Here is a 16303-nt window from a genome sequence, read left to right on the forward strand (position 1 = left end):
CGGACGAAACTCATGGCCGGCGATCCCAACGCTCCGCATTTCCCGCGCTCGGCGCCGATCGACGCCTATGGCAAAGGCGGCTTCGCCTTTGCCGGCATGTCCCATCGGGGCTCGCTGCTCTGCCTGCCCGACGCGATCTGGGCCTGGGACGTGACCGACCCCGCGAAGATCGACCGCTACTCGCTGGATCGGGTGTTCACGGCGGCCAACAGCATCGACACGCTTCTGGTCGGCTCTGGAACGGGGCTGTGGCTGCCGCCGCCGGAGCTGCGTCAGGCGCTCAAGGCGGTGAGGGTGGTGCTGGACACGATGCAGACCGGCCCGGCCGTGCGCACCTACAACATCATGATCGGCGAACGGCGGCGGGTTGCCGCCGCGCTGATCGCCGTGCCATGAGCAGCCCGGCGCCGCCATCCGACTCCGCCGCGTTCTGCGCCGATCTCGTGCGCAGCCATGACTTTCCGCGCTACGCCGCGACCCTATTCGTGGCGGCCGCCGAGCGCCGCGCGTTGCTGGCGCTGTACGCCTTCAACGTCGAGATCGTCCGCGTCCGCGACCAGGTGAGCCAGCCCTTGCCCGGCGAGATCCGCCTGCAATGGTGGACCGACATGCTGTCGGGCCATGTCCATGGCAGCGCCGAGGGTAATCCGGTGGCGGCGGAGCTGCTTCGTGCGATCCGCGATTTCGACCTGCCGGTCGAGCCGCTGTCGCTGCTTGCCGAGGAGCACCAGTTCGATCTCTACAACGACCCGATGCCGACCATGGCCGCGCTGGAAGGTTACCTCGCGGCGACCTCATCGGCGTTGTTTGCCCTGGCAGCGCAAGTGTTGGGACCGCCTTCGGAGGCGGCCGAGCATGTCGCCCGCCATGCCGGGCTGGCGCAGGGTATCGTGCAGGTCATCGCCAATCTGCCGCGCGATGCCGCGCACCGGCAATTGTTCGTGCCGCAGCAGGTGCTGGAGCAGCACGATTGCAGCATGGGGGATGTCTTCGCCGGCAAGGAGACGCCCAATCTCCATGCGGTGCTGGAGCAGCTCGCGGGCGAAGCCCGGCAGCATATGACCGCGGCTTCATCGCTGCTGGCGCAGCTGGCGCCGCCGTTGCGGCCGGCGTTTCTGCCGCTGCGCCAGGCGCAGGCCGATCTCGAGCGCCTGTCGCGCCCGGGACGCAATCCGTTTAGGTTGCAGCCGACCTCGCGGTTGCGCACGCTCTGGACGCTGTGGCGCGCCTCGCGATCGCGTGAATTTACCAAATAGACGCCGGCTTATCGCCTGGCCCGCCCAAATGCTCTATGCTGTCCTATGGCTGACATGTCCCAAAGCTCGTTCGATCTCAGCGGCCTTCCGGTCGCCCCGGAAGACATTCACGCCGCCGCCAAGACCATCCAAGGCGCCGTTGTCGAGACGCCCTGTAGCCACAGCCGGACGCTGAGCAGCATCTGCGGCTGCGACATCTGGCTCAAATTCGAGAACCTGCAGTTCACCTCCTCGTTCAAGGAGCGCGGCGCGCTCAACCGGCTCACCGCGCTGACGCCGGACGAGCGCGCGCGGGGCGTGATCGCGATGTCCGCGGGCAACCACGCGCAAGGCGTTGCCTATCACGCCAAGCGGCTCGGCATTCCCGCCACCATCGTGATGCCGATCGGCACGCCCATGGTGAAGATCGAGAACACCAGGCATCACGGCGCCGAGGTGGTGGTCACGGGCGCGACGCTGGAGGAGGCGGCCGCCTTTGCGCGCAGCCACGGTGAAGCGCACGGCATGGTCTTCGTCCATCCTTACGACGATCCGCTCGTCATCGCCGGGCAGGGCACGATCGGGCTGGAAGTGCTGAAGGCGGTCCCGGAACTCGACACGCTGGTCGTCCCGATCGGCGGCGGCGGTCTGATCAGCGGGATTGCCATTGCCGCGAAGTCGATCAAGCCGTCGCTCAGGATACTGGGCGTCGAGGCTTGGCTCTATCCCTCGATGTACAACGCCATTCACGACGGCAATCTGCCGGCGCGCGGCGATACGCTCGCCGAGGGCATCGCGGTGAAATCACCGGGCAAGATCACCACCGAAATCGTTCGGCGCCTCGTCGACGATATTGCGCTCGTCAACGAAGCCGAGCTCGAGCGCGCAGTCGCGACCCTGATCTCAATCGAGAAGACCGTCGTCGAGGGCGCTGGCGCCGCCGGCCTCGCCGCGCTGATGTCCGATCCGTCCCGCTTTGCCGGCGAGAAGGTCGGCCTCGTGCTGAGTGGAGGCAATATCGACACGCGGCTGATCGCCTCCGTGCTCACCCGCGAGCTGGCGCGCGAGGGGCGGCTGACGCAGTTGTCGCTCGATATCCCCGACAGGCCGGGGCAGCTCGCCGCGGTAGCGGCACTGCTGGCCGAGGCGGGTGCGAACATCATCGAGGTCTCACACCAGCGGACCTTCTCCGACCTGCCGGCCAAGGCGACGCTGCTGCAGCTTGTCATTGAGACCCGCGATGCCGCGCATCTCGACGAGGTGATGGCCAGGCTCAGCGCATCCGGACTGAGCGCGCGCTGCACCTGAGCACGCGCTAACGTGACGCCAAATCCGCGACGTGGTCGATCAGCCGGTCGATCTCGGCTTGGGTGTTGTAGTAGTGGGGAGAAGCCCGGACGAGCGGCGGCAGCTCGCGGATCTCGGCATCGATGCGGGTACTCGACGGGTCTGAAGCGCCGATTGTGATGCCCGCCGCCGCGGCGCTGCTGACAATGGCCTCCGCTTCATATCGATCCAAAGTGAAGCTGACGATGGCGCCAGGCTTGCGGCCAAGGTCGTGAATAGTGATGCCGCGAATGGAAGCGAGGCCGCTGCGAAGGCGGCCCGCGAGCAGCCGGCAGCGCTCCTCGATGGCATCCATGCCGATGTCGAGCGCATAATCGACGGCAGCGCCGAGCCCAAGCCGGGCGGCGTAATTATTCTCCCATGTCTCGAAGCGGCGGGCATCGTCGCGGAGCCGATATTCATCGCGCGAGACCCAGGGCGCTGCAAAATGGTCGATCATCGGTGGCTCGAGCTGCTGCAGCAGCGGGCCGCGCACATAGAGAAAGCCGGTACCACGCGGCCCCCGCAGGAATTTGCGTCCCGTGGCCGACAGCATGTCGCAACCGATCGCCTCGACGTCGACCTCCATCTGGCCGATCGCCTGGCAGGCATCGAGCAGATAGGGGATGCCGTGTGCTCGCGCAATTCTGCCGATGGCCGCTGCGGGATTGGTTAGCCCGCCATTGGTCGGAACCCAGGTGACGGCGATCAGCTTCACGCGTTCGTCGATCATACGTTCGAGTGCGCCGACATCGAACTCGCCCGTCGCATCGCTCGGTACCACATCGATGACCGCGCCTGTGCGTTTGGCGGCCTGAAGAAACGCAACATAGTTGGCGGCGTACTCCGCTTCGGCCGTCAGGATCCGGTCGCCCTCTCGAAATGGAAGCGAATAGAACGCCATCTGCCAGGCAACCGTCGCGTTTTCCACCAGGGCGATTTCATCCGGCGATGCGTTCAGGAGCCGGGCCACTGAGCCGTAAACGGCTTCGAGCCGATCTGACGCGCGATCGGCTGCGGCATAGCCGCCGATCTCGGTCTCGAGATCGATATGTCCCTTCATCGCCGCGACGACGGGCGCGGGCATGAGAGCCGCACCGGCATTGTGGAGATACGCGAGCCGGGAGGCAGCAGGCGTGTCGGCACGAATCTGGTTGATGTCGATCACGTCAGAGCCTCCATCGTCAGGTTCCTCGTAGACACAATGACGTACGCGAGCAAGCTCGGGCAAACGACTGTTCCAGCTGGAGCATGCGGATCGGGATGCCTATGCTGATCGGAAGCGCAATCTGGCACGGAATCACAGGGAATACCCAATGGCAAAGAACACGATCTGCCTCTGGTACGACAAGGATGCTGAAGCCGCGGCCCGCTTCTATGCCGAGACGTTTCCCGTCAGCGCGGTGAGTGCGGTCCATCGCGCGCCCAGCGACTATCCGTCCGGCAAGGCAGGCGATGTCCTGACCGTCGAGTTCACAGTAGCCGGCGTTGCCTGTCTCGGCCTCAATGGCGGACCCGTCTTCAAGCACAACGAGGCCTTCTCGTTCCAGATCGCCACCGACGATCAGGCGGAGACCGATCGCTACTGGAACGCCATCGTCGGCAATGGCGGGCAGGAGAGTGCGTGCGGCTGGTGCAAGGACAGATGGGGAGTCTCCTGGCAGATCACGTGCGTGTGCTGACTGAGGCGTTGGCCGCCGGTGGCACGGAGGCCAAGCGCGCCTTCGATGCGATGATGGGGATGACGAAGATCGACGTCGCCGCGATCGAAGCCGCGCGCCGCGGCTGAGACGGTCGCGCCTCAGATGCAGAGGCCGAGCAGCTTGACGTGACAATTGCCGGACTTCGGCTTGCTCGCGGGCGGTACCTCGCGCTTCACCGCGACGACGGGCTCCTTGTCCTTTTTCTTGCCTTTGCCCTTGAGCCCGTAATCGCCCGCGATCACCATTGCCCAATAAGTGCGCTTGCCACTCGCATTCTTGGCGCTGGCAATGCCGACGCGCGAGGCGTTGTGCAGCAACAGGTTCTTGCGGTGCCCGGAGGAGTCGATCCACTGGCCCAGCGTCTTCTCGAAGCTTTCGTAGCCGTAGGCGATGTTCTCTGCGGCACGGCCCGCGCCGGCCGGTGCGACGCGCCGGTTGAATGGGCCGAGTGCGTCGTGGCTGAGGTCGTCCTTCGCCGCCATCGCGCGGGCCTGATCCATGGCTATGCGATCGAGGGTGGCGTCGCGGACAACGCGGGCCTCACCATGCTTGAGACGGAAGCTGGAGATCAGCTCCGCCGGTGAGTCGGCCAGCGCAGGCGCCCCTGCCAGCAGCACAAGGCCGGCGATCGTTCCGCCAACCATACGATGCATCATCGTCCCCCGAGCGCCCATGATCTCTGCCAATTCTGCGTGATCCAAGCGCTTCTCGATCGCCATTGTGGAGGCTTCAAGGCGCAGATTCCGCGCTAGCTCGTCGGGAGCTTCGCCTCGAAATTGAAGCGGTCGCGCAGGTTCTTGCGCTGCTCCAGGATATCCTTGAGGAAGGCGCGATCTTGCTCGTTCTTCATCATCGGCTCGATCAGGTCGAGCTGGTTCATGGCGACCAGTTGCAGGACCTCGATGCGCGGCTTGCCGCTGGTGTTCCGTGGCAGGGCGTGCACGACCTGGATGTGCTCGGGCGGCTTCGGTCCCTTGGCGGCGGCAAGCTCGCTGCGGAGCTGGCCCTCGAGCGCGGCCTGATCGGCTTCGACGAAGGCGTAAAGCCCGACGCCGGAGCGACGGTCGGCAAAGGCGACGATGGCGGCGTCGCGCACGGCGGGATTCCGGCGGATCAACTCGGCCAGCACCGGCGCGTCGTTGACGAGCCGACGGCCGCCGCCCTCGCGGTCGGTGAAGTTGAACAGGCCGCGGGTGATGGCGCGATAGACCTTCTTGCCGGTGGCGAGCCACAGGCTCGCGGCGAACGACTTCCTCGCCAGGATCTTTCGCTCTCGCGGCGTCAGCGCCTCGGGCGCGTAGGAGCGCTTGTGCTTGAGCAGATGCCGGAGGTCTTCATAGGCGAGGATGCGATAGAGCCGGCCGCGGCGCTTGAAGCACGCGGCGAGCTGGAAGTCGGTGACATAGGCGCGGCCGTCGCGGCCGACCAGCCAGTTCTGCTCCTTGGCGAGATCGTTGTGGCAGATGCCGGCGCGGCGCAGCCGACGCAGTGCGGCCTTGGCGGAGCGGAAATAGGCGACATCGCCATGGGGCTTTGCCAGGTGCAGCGCGACGCCGTCGACGAAGCCGCGCACCAGAGCGCGGCGCCCGGCCCAGAGCAGCTCGGGGCCGACGTCGAGGCCCTTGGCCCGCACCAGGGCCTGCTTCTCGCGGGCGAACAGGTGGCGTGCCAGCAGAAACGACCACCATGGCACCTCGTCGAGCCGGCGCAGCACCGCGTCGATCTCGCCGCTTTCGCTGCGGAAACGGCCGCGCTCGACAGTCGAGAACACGTCGCGCTTGAGCATCACGCCTTCGGTCCAGCGCGCCGACAGCTCTGCGGCGTCGTCTTTGGGCAAGCTCATTGCAAACTCACGCGGCGGCGGCAATGCGCAGGTGATCGGCGATCCAGCGATCGAGATCGGCGAGCGCCCGTGCGCTCAGCGCCTGCTTCTTGGCCACCGTCTTCTCGTTGCCGCGCAGCCGCGTGCCGTCGGGCTTCTTCGTAGGCACGCTCGTGAGCGGTGGAAACAGGCCGAAATTGATGTTCATCGGCTGGAACGAGCGCGTGCCCGGCTCGATGGTCTCGATATGGCCGCCGGTGATGTGACCGAGCAGCGATCCCAGTGCGGTCGTAGCCGGCGGGCTGACAAGCGTCTCGCCGCGCGCTTCCGCGGCTGCATAGAGACCCGCGATCAAGCCGACGCTGGCGGATTCCACATATCCTTCGCAGCCCGTCATCTGGCCGGCGAAGCGCAGCCGCGTCTGTGCGCGCAGCCGCAGCTGGCCGTCGAGCAGCTTCGGCGAGTTCAGGAAGGTGTTGCGATGCAGGCCGCCGAGGCGGGCGAATTCGGCGTTCTCCAACCCCGGAATGGTGCGGAAGATGCGCTGCTGCTCGCCATACTTCAGCTTGGTCTGGAAGCCGACGATGTTGTAGAGCGTGCCGAGCTTGTTGTCCTGGCGCAGCTGAACAATTGCGTAGGGCTTGGTGGTGGGATCGTGCGGATTGGTGAGGCCGACCGGCTTCATGGGACCATGACGCAGCGTCTCGGGGCCGCGCTCCGCCATCACCTCGATCGGCAGGCAGCCGTCGAAATAGGGCGTGTTGGTCTCCCATTCCTTGAACTCAGTCTTCTCGCCGGCGATCAGTGCGGCGACGAAGCCCTCATACTGCTCCTTGGTCATGGGGCAGTTGATGTAGTCGGCACCGTTGCCGCCGGGGCCGATCTTGTCGTAGCGCGATTGGAACCAGGCCACCGACATGTCGATGGATTCGCGGTGCACGATCGGCGCGATGGCGTCGAAGAAGGCGAGGGCGTTCTCGTCGGTCAGCTCGCGGATGGCGTCGGCCAGCGGCGCGGAGGTGAGGGGGCCGGTGGCGACGATGACGTTGCTCCACGCGGCCGGCGGCAGGCCCGCGATCTCGCCGCGCGCGATCTCGATCAGGGGATGATCGTTCAGCGCCTTGGTGACGGCCGCCGAGAAGCCGTCGCGATCGACCGCGAGTGCGCCGCCGGCGGGCACCTGGTTGGCGTCGGCCGCGCGCATGATCAGCGAGCCGAGGCGGCGCATCTCCGCATGGAGCAGGCCGACGGCGTTGTTGGCGGCGTCATCCGAGCGGAATGAGTTGGAGCAGACGAGCTCGGCAAGTCCGTCGGTGCGGTGCGCCTCGGTCATGCGGGTCGGCCGCATCTCGTGCAGCACCACGGGCACGCCGGACTTCGCAATCTGCCAGGCAGCTTCCGAACCGGCGAGGCCGGCACCGATCACGTGGACGAGGTTGGATTGGGGTCCTGTCATGGGGCGGACAGGTAGCGCTTTTCGGCGGAGAGTGGAATCGCCGAGATCGAGTTTTCTGCCACCAGATGCGACAACGCCCGCACGAGGCGGGCGCTATCGGTCCGTTCTAGTGGAGGGCTGAAGGATATCAGCCCTGATACTGACCGGCGGCAACGCGCGGGATGTCCGAGCGATCGAGGCCGATGTCGGCCAATTCGCGATCGCTGAGCTGGGACAGCTCGGCAACATTGCGCTGATAGTCCCGGAAGGCCTGGATCATGCGGATGAGCGAGAGCAGCATTGGTAGTCTCCTGTAGTTCGATTCAGCCTTTGCTTGAGGCCTCATCGTTGAAATGAATATAAGTGAGAGTGGTGCAGTGCGAAAGTTCCGATGTTGCGATGCAGCTAAGCGCTGTACGCATATCGATCGTAACCAACGATTAACTGACGGGCGCTCCTGCTCGTCCGCCGGGCACTATGTCCGACTGGGAGCCACAAATCACCGTGAATTCACGGGCTTATGCTCAAACCCTAGACGTGCAACGCCCACGTGGACATAGGGTGCTTTTCACAGTGCGCTAGCGAGCGTAATAGCGACTCAGCCCAAAACACGTATGCATGATTTGCATGCATCCGAAATCTTAGAAGTGAAAATTGATTCATTCAAAAGCCGTTCCGGCACCGATATTCGTACATCGGCGCACCGAATCTCTGCATGCTGCTCTGTGCCGAGTGCAACATCACGCAGTTCTCGCGAGGAGTTGATTGCGGCAAGTTGCCGCGCCCTGAGAAAAGTCGTGCTGCAGATTCCGGCAATTTCGCTGGTCTGCCTCATCTGAAGAAGGAAGTAACGTCATGACGAAGTTACTCGGGGTTATCGCCGTCGCCGCTGTTGCGTTCGCCGTCGCGCCCGCCCAGGCCGCCAAGCACGCCATCGGCGGTTGCAGCGGGGCCAATCTGGAGAAAACCGAAACTGCGATCGAGAACATGGCCGACGGCGACAGCAAGTTCGTCGCGCAGAAGGAGATCGCTGCGGCTCAGGACTCGCTGCTCAACGGCAAAATGGGTGCATGCGGCGCGCATCTAAGCAAGGCGATGCACGCCACCATGGGCAAGTAAACGCCCCCAAGTAAATTCACCCAAGAGGGCCGGTCGCCTTGCGATCGGCCCAAGCGTTTTGACGTGTTAGTCTAAGGGGCGCGTGCGAGCTGGGCGGCGAAATAGGCCACGGTCTTGGAGTAGACCTCGCTCTTGTTCCACTGCTTGAGCACCTCAAAGTTCGGGCTGCCCGGCTGCCAGTCCTTGCCCTTCTGCCAGCCATAGCCGACCAGATAATTGGCGGTGGAGGCGAGCACGTCGGGCACGTTATGCAGAAGATCGCGCTTGCCGTTGCCGTCGAAGTCGATGGCATATTTCATCCAGGATGACGGCATGAATTGGGTCTGGCCGAGCTCCCCGGCCCAGGCGCCTTTCATCTCGGCGGGCGCAAGATCGCCGCGCTGGACGATGCGCAGCGCATCCAACAGCTCGGCGCGAAACTGCTCGGAGCGACGGCAATCGTAAGCGAGCGTTGCAAGCGAGCGGATGGTTGCGAACTTGCCGGTGTTGACGCCGAAATCGGTCTCCAGGCCCCAGATCGCGACCAGGACTTCGCCCGGCACGCCATAGGCCTGCTCGATGCGCGACAGCACCGAGCCGTATTGCTTCATCCTGTTGGAGCCGCGCTCCAAGCGTGGCGGCACCATGCGGCCGGAGAACTCCTCGAAGCTCTGGGTGAAGACCTTTTGCGAGCGGTCGCGGTTGAGCACGCTCTGGTCGAGCGTGACGCCGGCAAGGCCGGCAGTGATGGTCTGCTGCGAGATGCCCTTCGCCGCAGCGTCGGTTTTGAAATCAGCCAGCCAAGCGTCGAAATTGCCCGAGTCGCAGGCAACCGCGGCGGGCGCTGCCTGGACTGAGAAAAGGGACGCGGAGACGGCCAAGGCTGCGAGAGCAAGACGAGAAATCGTCGGAGTCATCAGATGAAATGGATTTCCGTGAATTGACCTGACCGGCAGCATAATCTCGGCTGTAACCGCGGCCAAAGCAAGGCGCGCGGCCCTGTCCGAACCGGCCAGGGCCGCACGTCACGAGATTGTCAGACGTCAGTCCGATTCCGCCACGGGAAAAGGTTGGCCGGGAAGTCGGCGGCCGGCTTGCGCGGCCGATGCGGCGGAGGGGGGACCGGACGTGCGCCCGGATCGGACGCGATCACCTTGCGGTAGAGGTGCCACGTGGCGTGCCCGAGCAGCGGGACCACAACGGCGAGGCCGAGGAAGGCCGGGATCGTGCCGAGCGCGAGCAGCACCGCCACGATCAGGCCCCAGGCCGCCATCGGCACCGGGTTTTTCGCGACCACGCGCAGCGAGGTGCTCATCGCCTCGAACGCACCGGCATGGCGGTCCAGCATCAAGGGGAACGACACGGCACTGAGACAGAGCGCGGCGAGCGCGAACAGGAATCCGGTGCCGCAGCCAACCACGATCAGCCACCAGCCTTGCTGCGTCGTCAGCACGCGCATCATGAAGTCTGAGAATCCGGTGACGCCCTCGTAGCCGAACGCCGCGACATAGATCGCCTGCGCGGTCGCCACCCAGGTGACGAACAGGGCGAGCAGCAACGTACCGAGGCCGAGCATCGCGCCGAACGACGGCGATCGCAGCACCTCCATGGCATCCCAGGCGCTGGCCGGTTCATAGCGCTCGCGTCGGCTGGAAAGCTCGTAGAGCCCGAGCGCAGCGAAGGGCCCGATCAGCGCGAAGCCCGCGGCGAGCGGAAACAGCAGCGGCAGCACCGAATAGCCCATCACCACACGGGCGAGCATGAGGCCGAGCACCGGGTAGATCACGCAGAGGATGATCGCGTGGCTCGGAACGGCCTTGAAATCCTCCCAGCCGCGCCTGAGCGCGTCGTGCAGATCGGACAATTGAATGGTTCGGATCACCGGTCCAGCCGCATCCGTGGGCTGGGCCACCGTGGGGACATTGCCCTGGTAGAGTGTGGCCATGGTCGCTAGCTCCCTTGCCAAGCGGCTGCATCCGGCGCCGGCAAACGGCGCAAGCGGCCGCCCATTCTCTTGAAATCCCGCGATCCCGACCAGACGCGAATTCCGGATGGCATCGCGAGCTGAACGGCAAGCATACTCCCAAGTCCGAGTCCTGTCCCTCACGCTTGGATGAAATTCGATGCCGCGGCGCAATCAATGCGGCGTCATTCTGTCGTCATTTCGCCGCAGATAAGCTGATGCTGCTGTCCGCTCGCGGAAGTTCGCGGGCGCGGCGCACCAACTTCGTCTATAAGTGCCACGCAAGGCCCTTCCAACGGATTCCTTTTCGGGGAGCAGACATGAGCATTTTCGGGAAAATCATCAGCGCGATCTTCGGCGGCCAGCCGGCCTCCGCTGCACCGGCCGGTGGCGCCGCTTCGCCGGGCGCCCCCGCAGGGTCGGCAAGTCCTTCGGCTCCGGCCGGCGCGCCCATGGCCGCGGTCGACGTGGCGGCGATCGTCGACAAGGCGGCGGCCGCGCACAAGGGCGAGAAGCTGGAATGGCGTACCTCCATCGTCGATCTCATGAAGGCGCTCGACATCGATTCCAGCCTCGCTGCGCGCAAGGATCTCGCCAAGGAGCTGGGCTACAGCGGCGACATGAACGACTCGGCGAGCATGAACGTCTGGCTGCACAAGCAGGTGATGTCCAAGCTCGCCGCTAATGGCGGCAAGCTGCCGCCGGAGATCAAGCACTGACCGGACCTGGGGGTAGTGCCGCAGGGCCCGCGATCGCCGCGGGCCCTTTTGCGTTCAGGCGACCAGATCCGCATCCTCCGGATGCCGGTCGAGATAGTCGACGACGAAGCCGCAGCCGGCGATCACCTTCTTGCCGTCGCGCCGGATCAAGTCGAGCGCGCCCTTGACCAGCTCGGAGCCGATGCCGCGCCCGCGCAACGCGCGCGGCGTCTCGGTGTGGGTGATGATTACGGCCGACGGAGTCAGCCGGTAATTGGCGAAGGCGATGTCGTCGCCGACATCGAGCTCGAAGCGGCTCCTGTCCTTGTTGTCGCGTACCGAAGCCGCCATGCGGGATCCCTCCGAACTGCAGATGCCTCCTGATCTAGGGGGCTGACACGGCCCTTGCCAAGGTGAGACCAGGGGAGATTGGCGCAGATGAGATATCTGCAAATGCGCGCCGCCCTCACCGCACTGCGGTATGGCCATGGCGCCCGGCGAGCATGGTCCGCGGCTCCGCAAATAATTCCCGATACCGCTCTTGCAAGCCGGGGTTCGGTTCCCACGTCCTGGAAAGGACATACGCCCGAATGCGGCCGGCAGGGTCGCTACACATTCGGAGTGTCATGATCGCCAGCCGCAGACGTATGCCTCTTTTGCAGGAGGGTACGATGTCGGATTCTGGTTTCTTGAATACTCATCGAACATGGGAAGACTGGTGTGGGATGCTGCTGGGCGCGTTGATCGTGGCCTCGCCGTGGTTCCCGATCCAGGATCAGGCGATCTCCGGTCACCAGACGGCCATCCTGAACACGGTTGCGATCGGTCTCGTCGTATTTGGCATCAGCCAGCTCGAATATGTCGCCTTGCAGCGCTGGCAAGAGGTGACGACGATCCTGGTCGGACTGTGGCTCATCGCCTCGCCATACGTGATCGGCTATTCCGGTGAGGGATTTCTCCGCATCTATCACACGACCCTTGGTGCGGTGGTGGTGCTGCTCGGCATTCTCCAGCTGTGGCAGGACTGGGATATGAATGACCAGGACTTGCTCAAGCACGGACAATAGACCGTAAGTTACGGCAGGCCCGCCGGCCACGAGCGGCGGGCCTGTGCACTCACCGTGTCACGAGATCCGCATAGTCCGGGTGCTTGTCGATCCACGCCTTCACGAACGGGCATTGCGGGATCAGCTTCAATCCCTCGGCGCGGACCTGGTCGAGCGCGCCTTGCACCAGCTTCGAGCCAATGCCCTTGCCGCCAAGCTCCTTCGGCACGTCGGTGTGCTCGAAGGTGATGACACCGCCGTCGAGCCGGTAGTGCTCGGTCGCAAGATGACCCTCCACGTCGAGCTCATAGCGGTGATGGGCCTTGTTGTTGATGACGTCGCTCATATCGTTGCCTTGCAGCTGCGGGCCTCGCGCACGAGAGCGTAACGCACGGTCCGGCCGGGGTTTCCAATCCGAAGCTGTTCCGTTTAATCGGTCGCTTTGGCGAGCCTGGAATCTTCGGCCTGTGGCTGCGGGCGGAGGCAGCCCTGGCAGATGACCAGGGAGCGGTTGACCCTGGCATCCTGTTCGGCCTCGATGCCATCCTGCGCCTGCCACCATTCCCTCGAATGGGGCTGAGCCTCGGCTTGCAACCTGTTGCGCTCGGAGCGGCTGTAGGTTCGTGTCGGCTGCGAGGCAGCGCGGGGCCGGTTGGGATCCTCGCCGGCGCCATCCCAGGCATAGCGCGCAGGCTTGACGACGGGGCCGGATGCCAGATGCGCTTGCGGAGTCGCGGCACATCCGGCGAGCGCCAATGACAACAGAAGGAGGGCAGGCGCTTTGACCATGATGCGGCACTCTGTACGCGAGAACTGAGCGAGGTTGCGTCGATCATGTTTAAGATTCTCTGAACGATAGCGGTTGTGGTTGCGACCAACGACCATGCGATATCTGATCCTTCTGCTCAGCTTGCTCGTGACCGGCGCGCGTGCCGACGACGCAAAGCCGTTCAATCCGGCCGATTATCCGCCCGGCGTGCAGAAGGCTGTGCGCTTTGCCAATGAGGAATGCGAGAGCCAGCAAGGCGGCGAGGTGACCTTCGCGCATGATACGGTGCGCCGGATCGACCTGACCGGCGATGGACGTGAGGACTACATCGTCGATTTCCAGGACACCAAATGCGGCGATCGCGAGACGACCTATTGCGGAACCGGCGGCTGCGTCGTGAAGATCCTGGTGACGCTGCCGGACGGCAGCGTGCGCGAGGTGTTCGACGGCTACGTGCTCCGCTATAAGATCATGGCCCCGCCGGTGAAGCGCGGCGCCGCGCGCACGATCCGCTTCGATCTGCATGGCAGTTTCTGCGGCGGCTTTGGTCCGCAAGCCTGCTGGAAGACCAAGGCCATCACGGCGACGCCTTTTGCGTTCAAGCAGTAGGCCAAGTCCGCGGCAGCCGGCCTTGCAGGGCCGCTGGCGATGGCGATAAATGGGCTGCAATGAACGGACGGCTTGCGTGCCGCCCGTCGTCGAAGAGGAAGCCCAATGCAGCCCCTGCGCATGTCCCGCCGCGTCATGAATCTCGCCTATATGCTGACCCAGAATGCGCGGCGGCATGGCGCGCGTCCCGGCTTCGTCTGGGGAGACAAGTCCTGGACCTGGCGCGAGATCGATGCGCAGGTCTCCGCCCTGGCCGCGGCGCTCGCCGCGCGGGGAATTGCCAAGGGCGATCGCATCCTCGTCCATTCCAAGAATGGCGATGAGATGTTTGTCTCGATGTTCGCCGCGTTTCGCCTCGGCGCGGTCTGGGTGCCCACCAATTTCCGTCTGATGCCGGATGAAGTCAGCTATCTCGCGCAGGCCTCCGGCGCCAAGGCGTTCCTGTGCCATGTCGATTTCCCCGAGCACGCCGCGGCGGTGAAGGACGGTGCGCTGGAGTTCACCTGGAGCGTCGACGGCAAGGCCGCGTTCGGCGAGCGCTCGGTGGCCGATGCGATCGCCTCGCATGCGGGCGCCGTTGTGGAGAATGTCGCCGTCGAGCATGACGATCCCTGCTGGTTCTTCTTCACCTCCGGCACCACCGGACGCTCCAAGGCAGCCGTGCTCACCCATGGCCAGATGGGATTCGTCGTCACCAATCATCTCGCCGATCTGACGCCCGGCACGACCGAGCAGGATGCCTCGCTGGTGGTGGCACCGTTGTCGCACGGCGCCGGCGTGCACCAATTGATGCAGACCGCGCGCGGCGCGCGCACCGTGCTGCTGCCGACCGAGAAATTCGACATCAACGAGGCGTTCCGCCTGATCGAGGCGCATCGCGTCAGCAATCTCTTCACCGTGCCGACCATCCTGAAGATGATGGTCGAGCATCCCGCCGCCGACAAGTATGACCATTCCTCGCTGCGCTACGTCATCTATGCGGGCGCGCCGATGTATCGCGAGGACCAGAAGGCGGCGCTGAAGAAGCTCGGCAAGGTGATCGTGCAGTATTTTGGCCTCGGTGAGGTCACCGGTAACATCACCGTATTGCCGGCGGCGCTGCACGACCCGGAGGACGGCCCGCACGCCAGGATCGGCACCTGCGGCTTCGAGCGTACCGGCATGCAGGTGTCGATTCAGGACGATGAGGGCCGCGAGCTCAAGGCCAACCAGAGCGGCGAGATCTGCGTGATCGGGCCTGCCGTGTTCGCCGGGTATTACGACAACCCCGAAGCCAATGCGAAGGCGTTCCGCAACGGCTGGTTCCGCACCGGCGATCTCGGCCACATGGACGAGGAGGGTTTTGTGTACATCACCGGACGTGCGTCGGACATGTACATCTCCGGCGGCTCCAATATCTATCCGCGTGAGATCGAGGAGAAGATCCTGACCCATCCCGGGATCGGCGAGGTCGCCGTGCTCGGCGTGCCCGACGCGACCTGGGGCGAGGTCGGCGTCGCCGTCTGTGTCGTCAGAAAAGGCGCGAAGGCGGTGACCGAAGCGGAGATGGCGGCGTTCCTGTCGCCGAAAGTGCCGCGCTACAAGATGCCGAAGCGCTTCTTCTTCTGGGACGCGCTGCCGAAATCGGGCTACGGCAAGGTGCCGAAGCGCATGGTGCGCGACGAGCTCGAGGCGCGCGGGCTGCTCGACCTCGACAAGACGAAGACCGGCTGAGCACAGCAGATGCGGAGTATCAAGCAGCCGGGGGCGCCGCCTCCCGAACGCATTCAATGGGTGGAGGCGAGGGGGCGCGCCTTTTCCTTCACGCTTCAGGCCGGCATGCCGCTTCTGGAGGCAGCGCGGCGCGGCTTTGCGTCGGAGGGCTTTGCTGGCGGCGTGCTGAACTTCCGCCGCGGCGCGCTGGGGCCGTTCGCCTATGTCATGCCGGCGCTGTCGAAGACCGGTGAGAATGCGGCGTTCTACAGCGATACGTTCCGGCCCGCCGGCGCGACGCGTTTGAGGCTCGGCAGCATGACGCTCGGCACGCGCGACGGTGCGCCGTTCTTTCATTGCCACGGACTGTGGACGGAGGCTGACGGCAAGACGAGCGGTGGCCACATGATGCCGGACGAGACCGTCGTCGCCGAGCCGTTCGAGGTCGAGGCCTTCGGTCTGGACGGTGCGATGTTCACGGCCGAGCCGGATGCGGAGACCAATTTCAAGCTGTTCGGACCGGTCGCGGCTGCAAGCACCGGCGCGCGCACGACGAGCCGCGCCTTCGCGCTCCGCCTGCGCCCGAACCAGGATTTTGCCGGCGCACTCGAAGCGTTCTGCCGCACGAACGGCATCGCCCGCGCGAAGATCCATGGCGGCGTCGGCTCGACCATCGGCGCGCGCTTCAGCCATGGCGGCGTGACCGAGCCGTTTGCGACGGAGCTGGCAATCACGGCAGGGACAATCGCGCCCGGCGCCTCCGGCGCGCTGGAAGCTGCGCTCGATGTCGCCCTGATCGACTACACCGGCGGCGTTGCGGAGGGGCGTCTGATCCGTGGCGACAATCCGGTGCTGATGACGATGGAGCTGGTGCTGGAGGCAGGGGACTAGCTCGTGCGCCGTGACG

At 65.0% G+C, this 16303-nt stretch carries 19 protein-coding genes and 1 pseudogene; 10 read left to right on the plus strand and 10 right to left on the minus strand.

The features are described 5' to 3' along the window. The first annotated feature begins 12 nt into the window (after positions 1–12). The 3 genes from ABIA45_RS07950 to ABIA45_RS07960 are packed head-to-tail and all read left to right on the plus strand — an operon-like array spanning position 13 to position 2543. Positions 13–396, plus strand: a complete 384-nt coding sequence (locus ABIA45_RS07950) for an Mth938-like domain-containing protein (RefSeq protein WP_404651622.1) — start codon at positions 13–15, stop codon at positions 394–396. Then, positions 393–1256, plus strand: coding sequence for a phytoene/squalene synthase family protein (locus tag ABIA45_RS07955; protein WP_271537856.1), 864 nt, complete (start codon positions 393–395; stop codon positions 1254–1256). Before ABIA45_RS07950 ends, ABIA45_RS07955 begins: the two co-directional genes overlap by 4 nt. Positions 1257–1301: 45 nt before the next feature. After that, on the plus strand, positions 1302–2543 hold the full coding sequence (locus ABIA45_RS07960; RefSeq protein WP_271537858.1) for a threonine ammonia-lyase: 1242 nt from the start codon (positions 1302–1304) through the stop codon (positions 2541–2543). Between the two features lie 7 nt (positions 2544–2550). Here ABIA45_RS07960 and ABIA45_RS07965 read toward each other — a convergent pair whose 3' ends face one another. Continuing rightward, positions 2551–3729 (minus strand): aminotransferase class V-fold PLP-dependent enzyme, encoded by a 1179-nt coding sequence (locus tag ABIA45_RS07965; RefSeq protein WP_404540963.1) that lies wholly within the window; start codon positions 3727–3729, stop codon positions 2551–2553. 148 nt (positions 3730–3877) lie between these two features. Between ABIA45_RS07965 and ABIA45_RS07970 the strand changes: the two are divergent. After that, positions 3878–4350 (plus strand): annotated as a pseudogene (locus ABIA45_RS07970) (VOC family protein). 12 nt (positions 4351–4362) lie between these two features. On the opposite strand, the gene ABIA45_RS07975 reads toward ABIA45_RS07970, so the two are convergent. From ABIA45_RS07975 to ABIA45_RS07990, 4 genes are all read right to left on the minus strand, one after another. Next, positions 4363–4917 (minus strand): CAP domain-containing protein, encoded by a 555-nt coding sequence (locus tag ABIA45_RS07975; RefSeq protein WP_198399917.1) that lies wholly within the window; start codon positions 4915–4917, stop codon positions 4363–4365. 95 nt (positions 4918–5012) lie between these two features. After that, on the minus strand, positions 5013–6107 hold the full coding sequence (locus tag ABIA45_RS07980; protein WP_128261565.1) for an AMP-binding enzyme: 1095 nt from the start codon (positions 6105–6107) through the stop codon (positions 5013–5015). A gap of 7 nt (positions 6108–6114) precedes the next feature. Further along, positions 6115–7542 carry a methylenetetrahydrofolate--tRNA-(uracil(54)-C(5))-methyltransferase (FADH(2)-oxidizing) TrmFO gene (trmFO, locus tag ABIA45_RS07985; protein WP_157286081.1) on the minus strand — a complete coding sequence of 476 codons (1428 nt, stop codon included), beginning with the start codon at positions 7540–7542 and terminating at the stop codon, positions 6115–6117. A gap of 127 nt (positions 7543–7669) precedes the next feature. Then, positions 7670–7822, minus strand: a complete 153-nt coding sequence (locus ABIA45_RS07990) for a DUF1127 domain-containing protein (RefSeq protein ID WP_007590701.1) — start codon at positions 7820–7822, stop codon at positions 7670–7672. A gap of 554 nt (positions 7823–8376) precedes the next feature. Here ABIA45_RS07990 and ABIA45_RS07995 point away from each other — a divergent pair. Next, positions 8377–8640 carry a hypothetical protein gene (locus ABIA45_RS07995; RefSeq protein WP_404651624.1) on the plus strand — a complete coding sequence of 88 codons (264 nt, stop codon included), beginning with the start codon at positions 8377–8379 and terminating at the stop codon, positions 8638–8640. A 71-nt stretch (positions 8641–8711) separates the two neighbouring features. On the opposite strand, the gene ABIA45_RS08000 is transcribed toward ABIA45_RS07995, so the two are convergent. Further along, positions 8712–9536 carry a lytic murein transglycosylase gene (locus ABIA45_RS08000; protein ID WP_404651625.1) on the minus strand — a complete coding sequence of 275 codons (825 nt, stop codon included), beginning with the start codon at positions 9534–9536 and terminating at the stop codon, positions 8712–8714. 119 nt (positions 9537–9655) lie between these two features. Continuing rightward, positions 9656–10564, minus strand: coding sequence for a DUF2189 domain-containing protein (locus ABIA45_RS08005; RefSeq protein ID WP_404651627.1), 909 nt, complete (start codon positions 10562–10564; stop codon positions 9656–9658). A 338-nt stretch (positions 10565–10902) separates the two neighbouring features. On the opposite strand from ABIA45_RS08005, the gene ABIA45_RS08010 reads away from it, so the two are divergent. Next, positions 10903–11301: a DUF3597 domain-containing protein gene (locus ABIA45_RS08010; protein ID WP_157286077.1), complete on the plus strand. Its 399-nt coding sequence runs from the start codon at positions 10903–10905 to the stop codon at positions 11299–11301. Positions 11302–11355: 54 nt separating this feature from the next. Here the strand turns inward: ABIA45_RS08010 and ABIA45_RS08015 are convergent, their stop codons facing one another. Next, positions 11356–11631, minus strand: a complete 276-nt coding sequence (locus ABIA45_RS08015; RefSeq protein ID WP_036044205.1) for a GNAT family N-acetyltransferase — start codon at positions 11629–11631, stop codon at positions 11356–11358. A gap of 320 nt (positions 11632–11951) precedes the next feature. On the opposite strand from ABIA45_RS08015, the gene ABIA45_RS08020 reads away from it, so the two are divergent. Then, positions 11952–12347 (plus strand): SPW repeat protein, encoded by a 396-nt coding sequence (locus ABIA45_RS08020; protein ID WP_404651630.1) that lies wholly within the window; start codon positions 11952–11954, stop codon positions 12345–12347. Positions 12348–12396: 49 nt separating this feature from the next. On the opposite strand, the gene ABIA45_RS08025 is transcribed toward ABIA45_RS08020, so the two are convergent. Then, complete coding sequence (locus tag ABIA45_RS08025; RefSeq protein ID WP_225133681.1) at positions 12397–12672, minus strand: GNAT family N-acetyltransferase; 276 nt, start codon at positions 12670–12672, stop codon at positions 12397–12399. An 83-nt stretch (positions 12673–12755) separates the two neighbouring features. Next, positions 12756–13211, minus strand: a complete 456-nt coding sequence (locus ABIA45_RS08030; protein ID WP_404651632.1) for a hypothetical protein — start codon at positions 13209–13211, stop codon at positions 12756–12758. Between ABIA45_RS08030 and ABIA45_RS08035 the strand changes: the two genes are divergently transcribed. From ABIA45_RS08035 to ABIA45_RS08045, 3 genes are all read left to right on the plus strand, one after another. Next, positions 13210–13704, plus strand: coding sequence for a hypothetical protein (locus ABIA45_RS08035; RefSeq protein WP_271537884.1), 495 nt, complete (start codon positions 13210–13212; stop codon positions 13702–13704). The two genes, ABIA45_RS08030 and ABIA45_RS08035, sit on opposite strands and share 2 nt — an antisense overlap. 105 nt (positions 13705–13809) lie before the next feature. After that, a complete protein-coding gene (locus tag ABIA45_RS08040) occupies positions 13810–15417 on the plus strand; it encodes an acyl-CoA synthetase (RefSeq protein WP_271537885.1) in 1608 nt (535 codons plus the stop codon). 9 nt (positions 15418–15426) lie between these two features. After that, positions 15427–16287, plus strand: coding sequence for a PCC domain-containing protein (locus ABIA45_RS08045; protein ID WP_271537887.1), 861 nt, complete (start codon positions 15427–15429; stop codon positions 16285–16287). The last annotated feature ends 16 nt before the right edge of the window (positions 16288–16303 follow it).

The sequence above is a fragment of the Bradyrhizobium sp. USDA 336 genome (genome assembly GCF_044908355.1).
Lineage (GTDB): Bacteria > Pseudomonadota > Alphaproteobacteria > Rhizobiales > Xanthobacteraceae > Bradyrhizobium > Bradyrhizobium yuanmingense.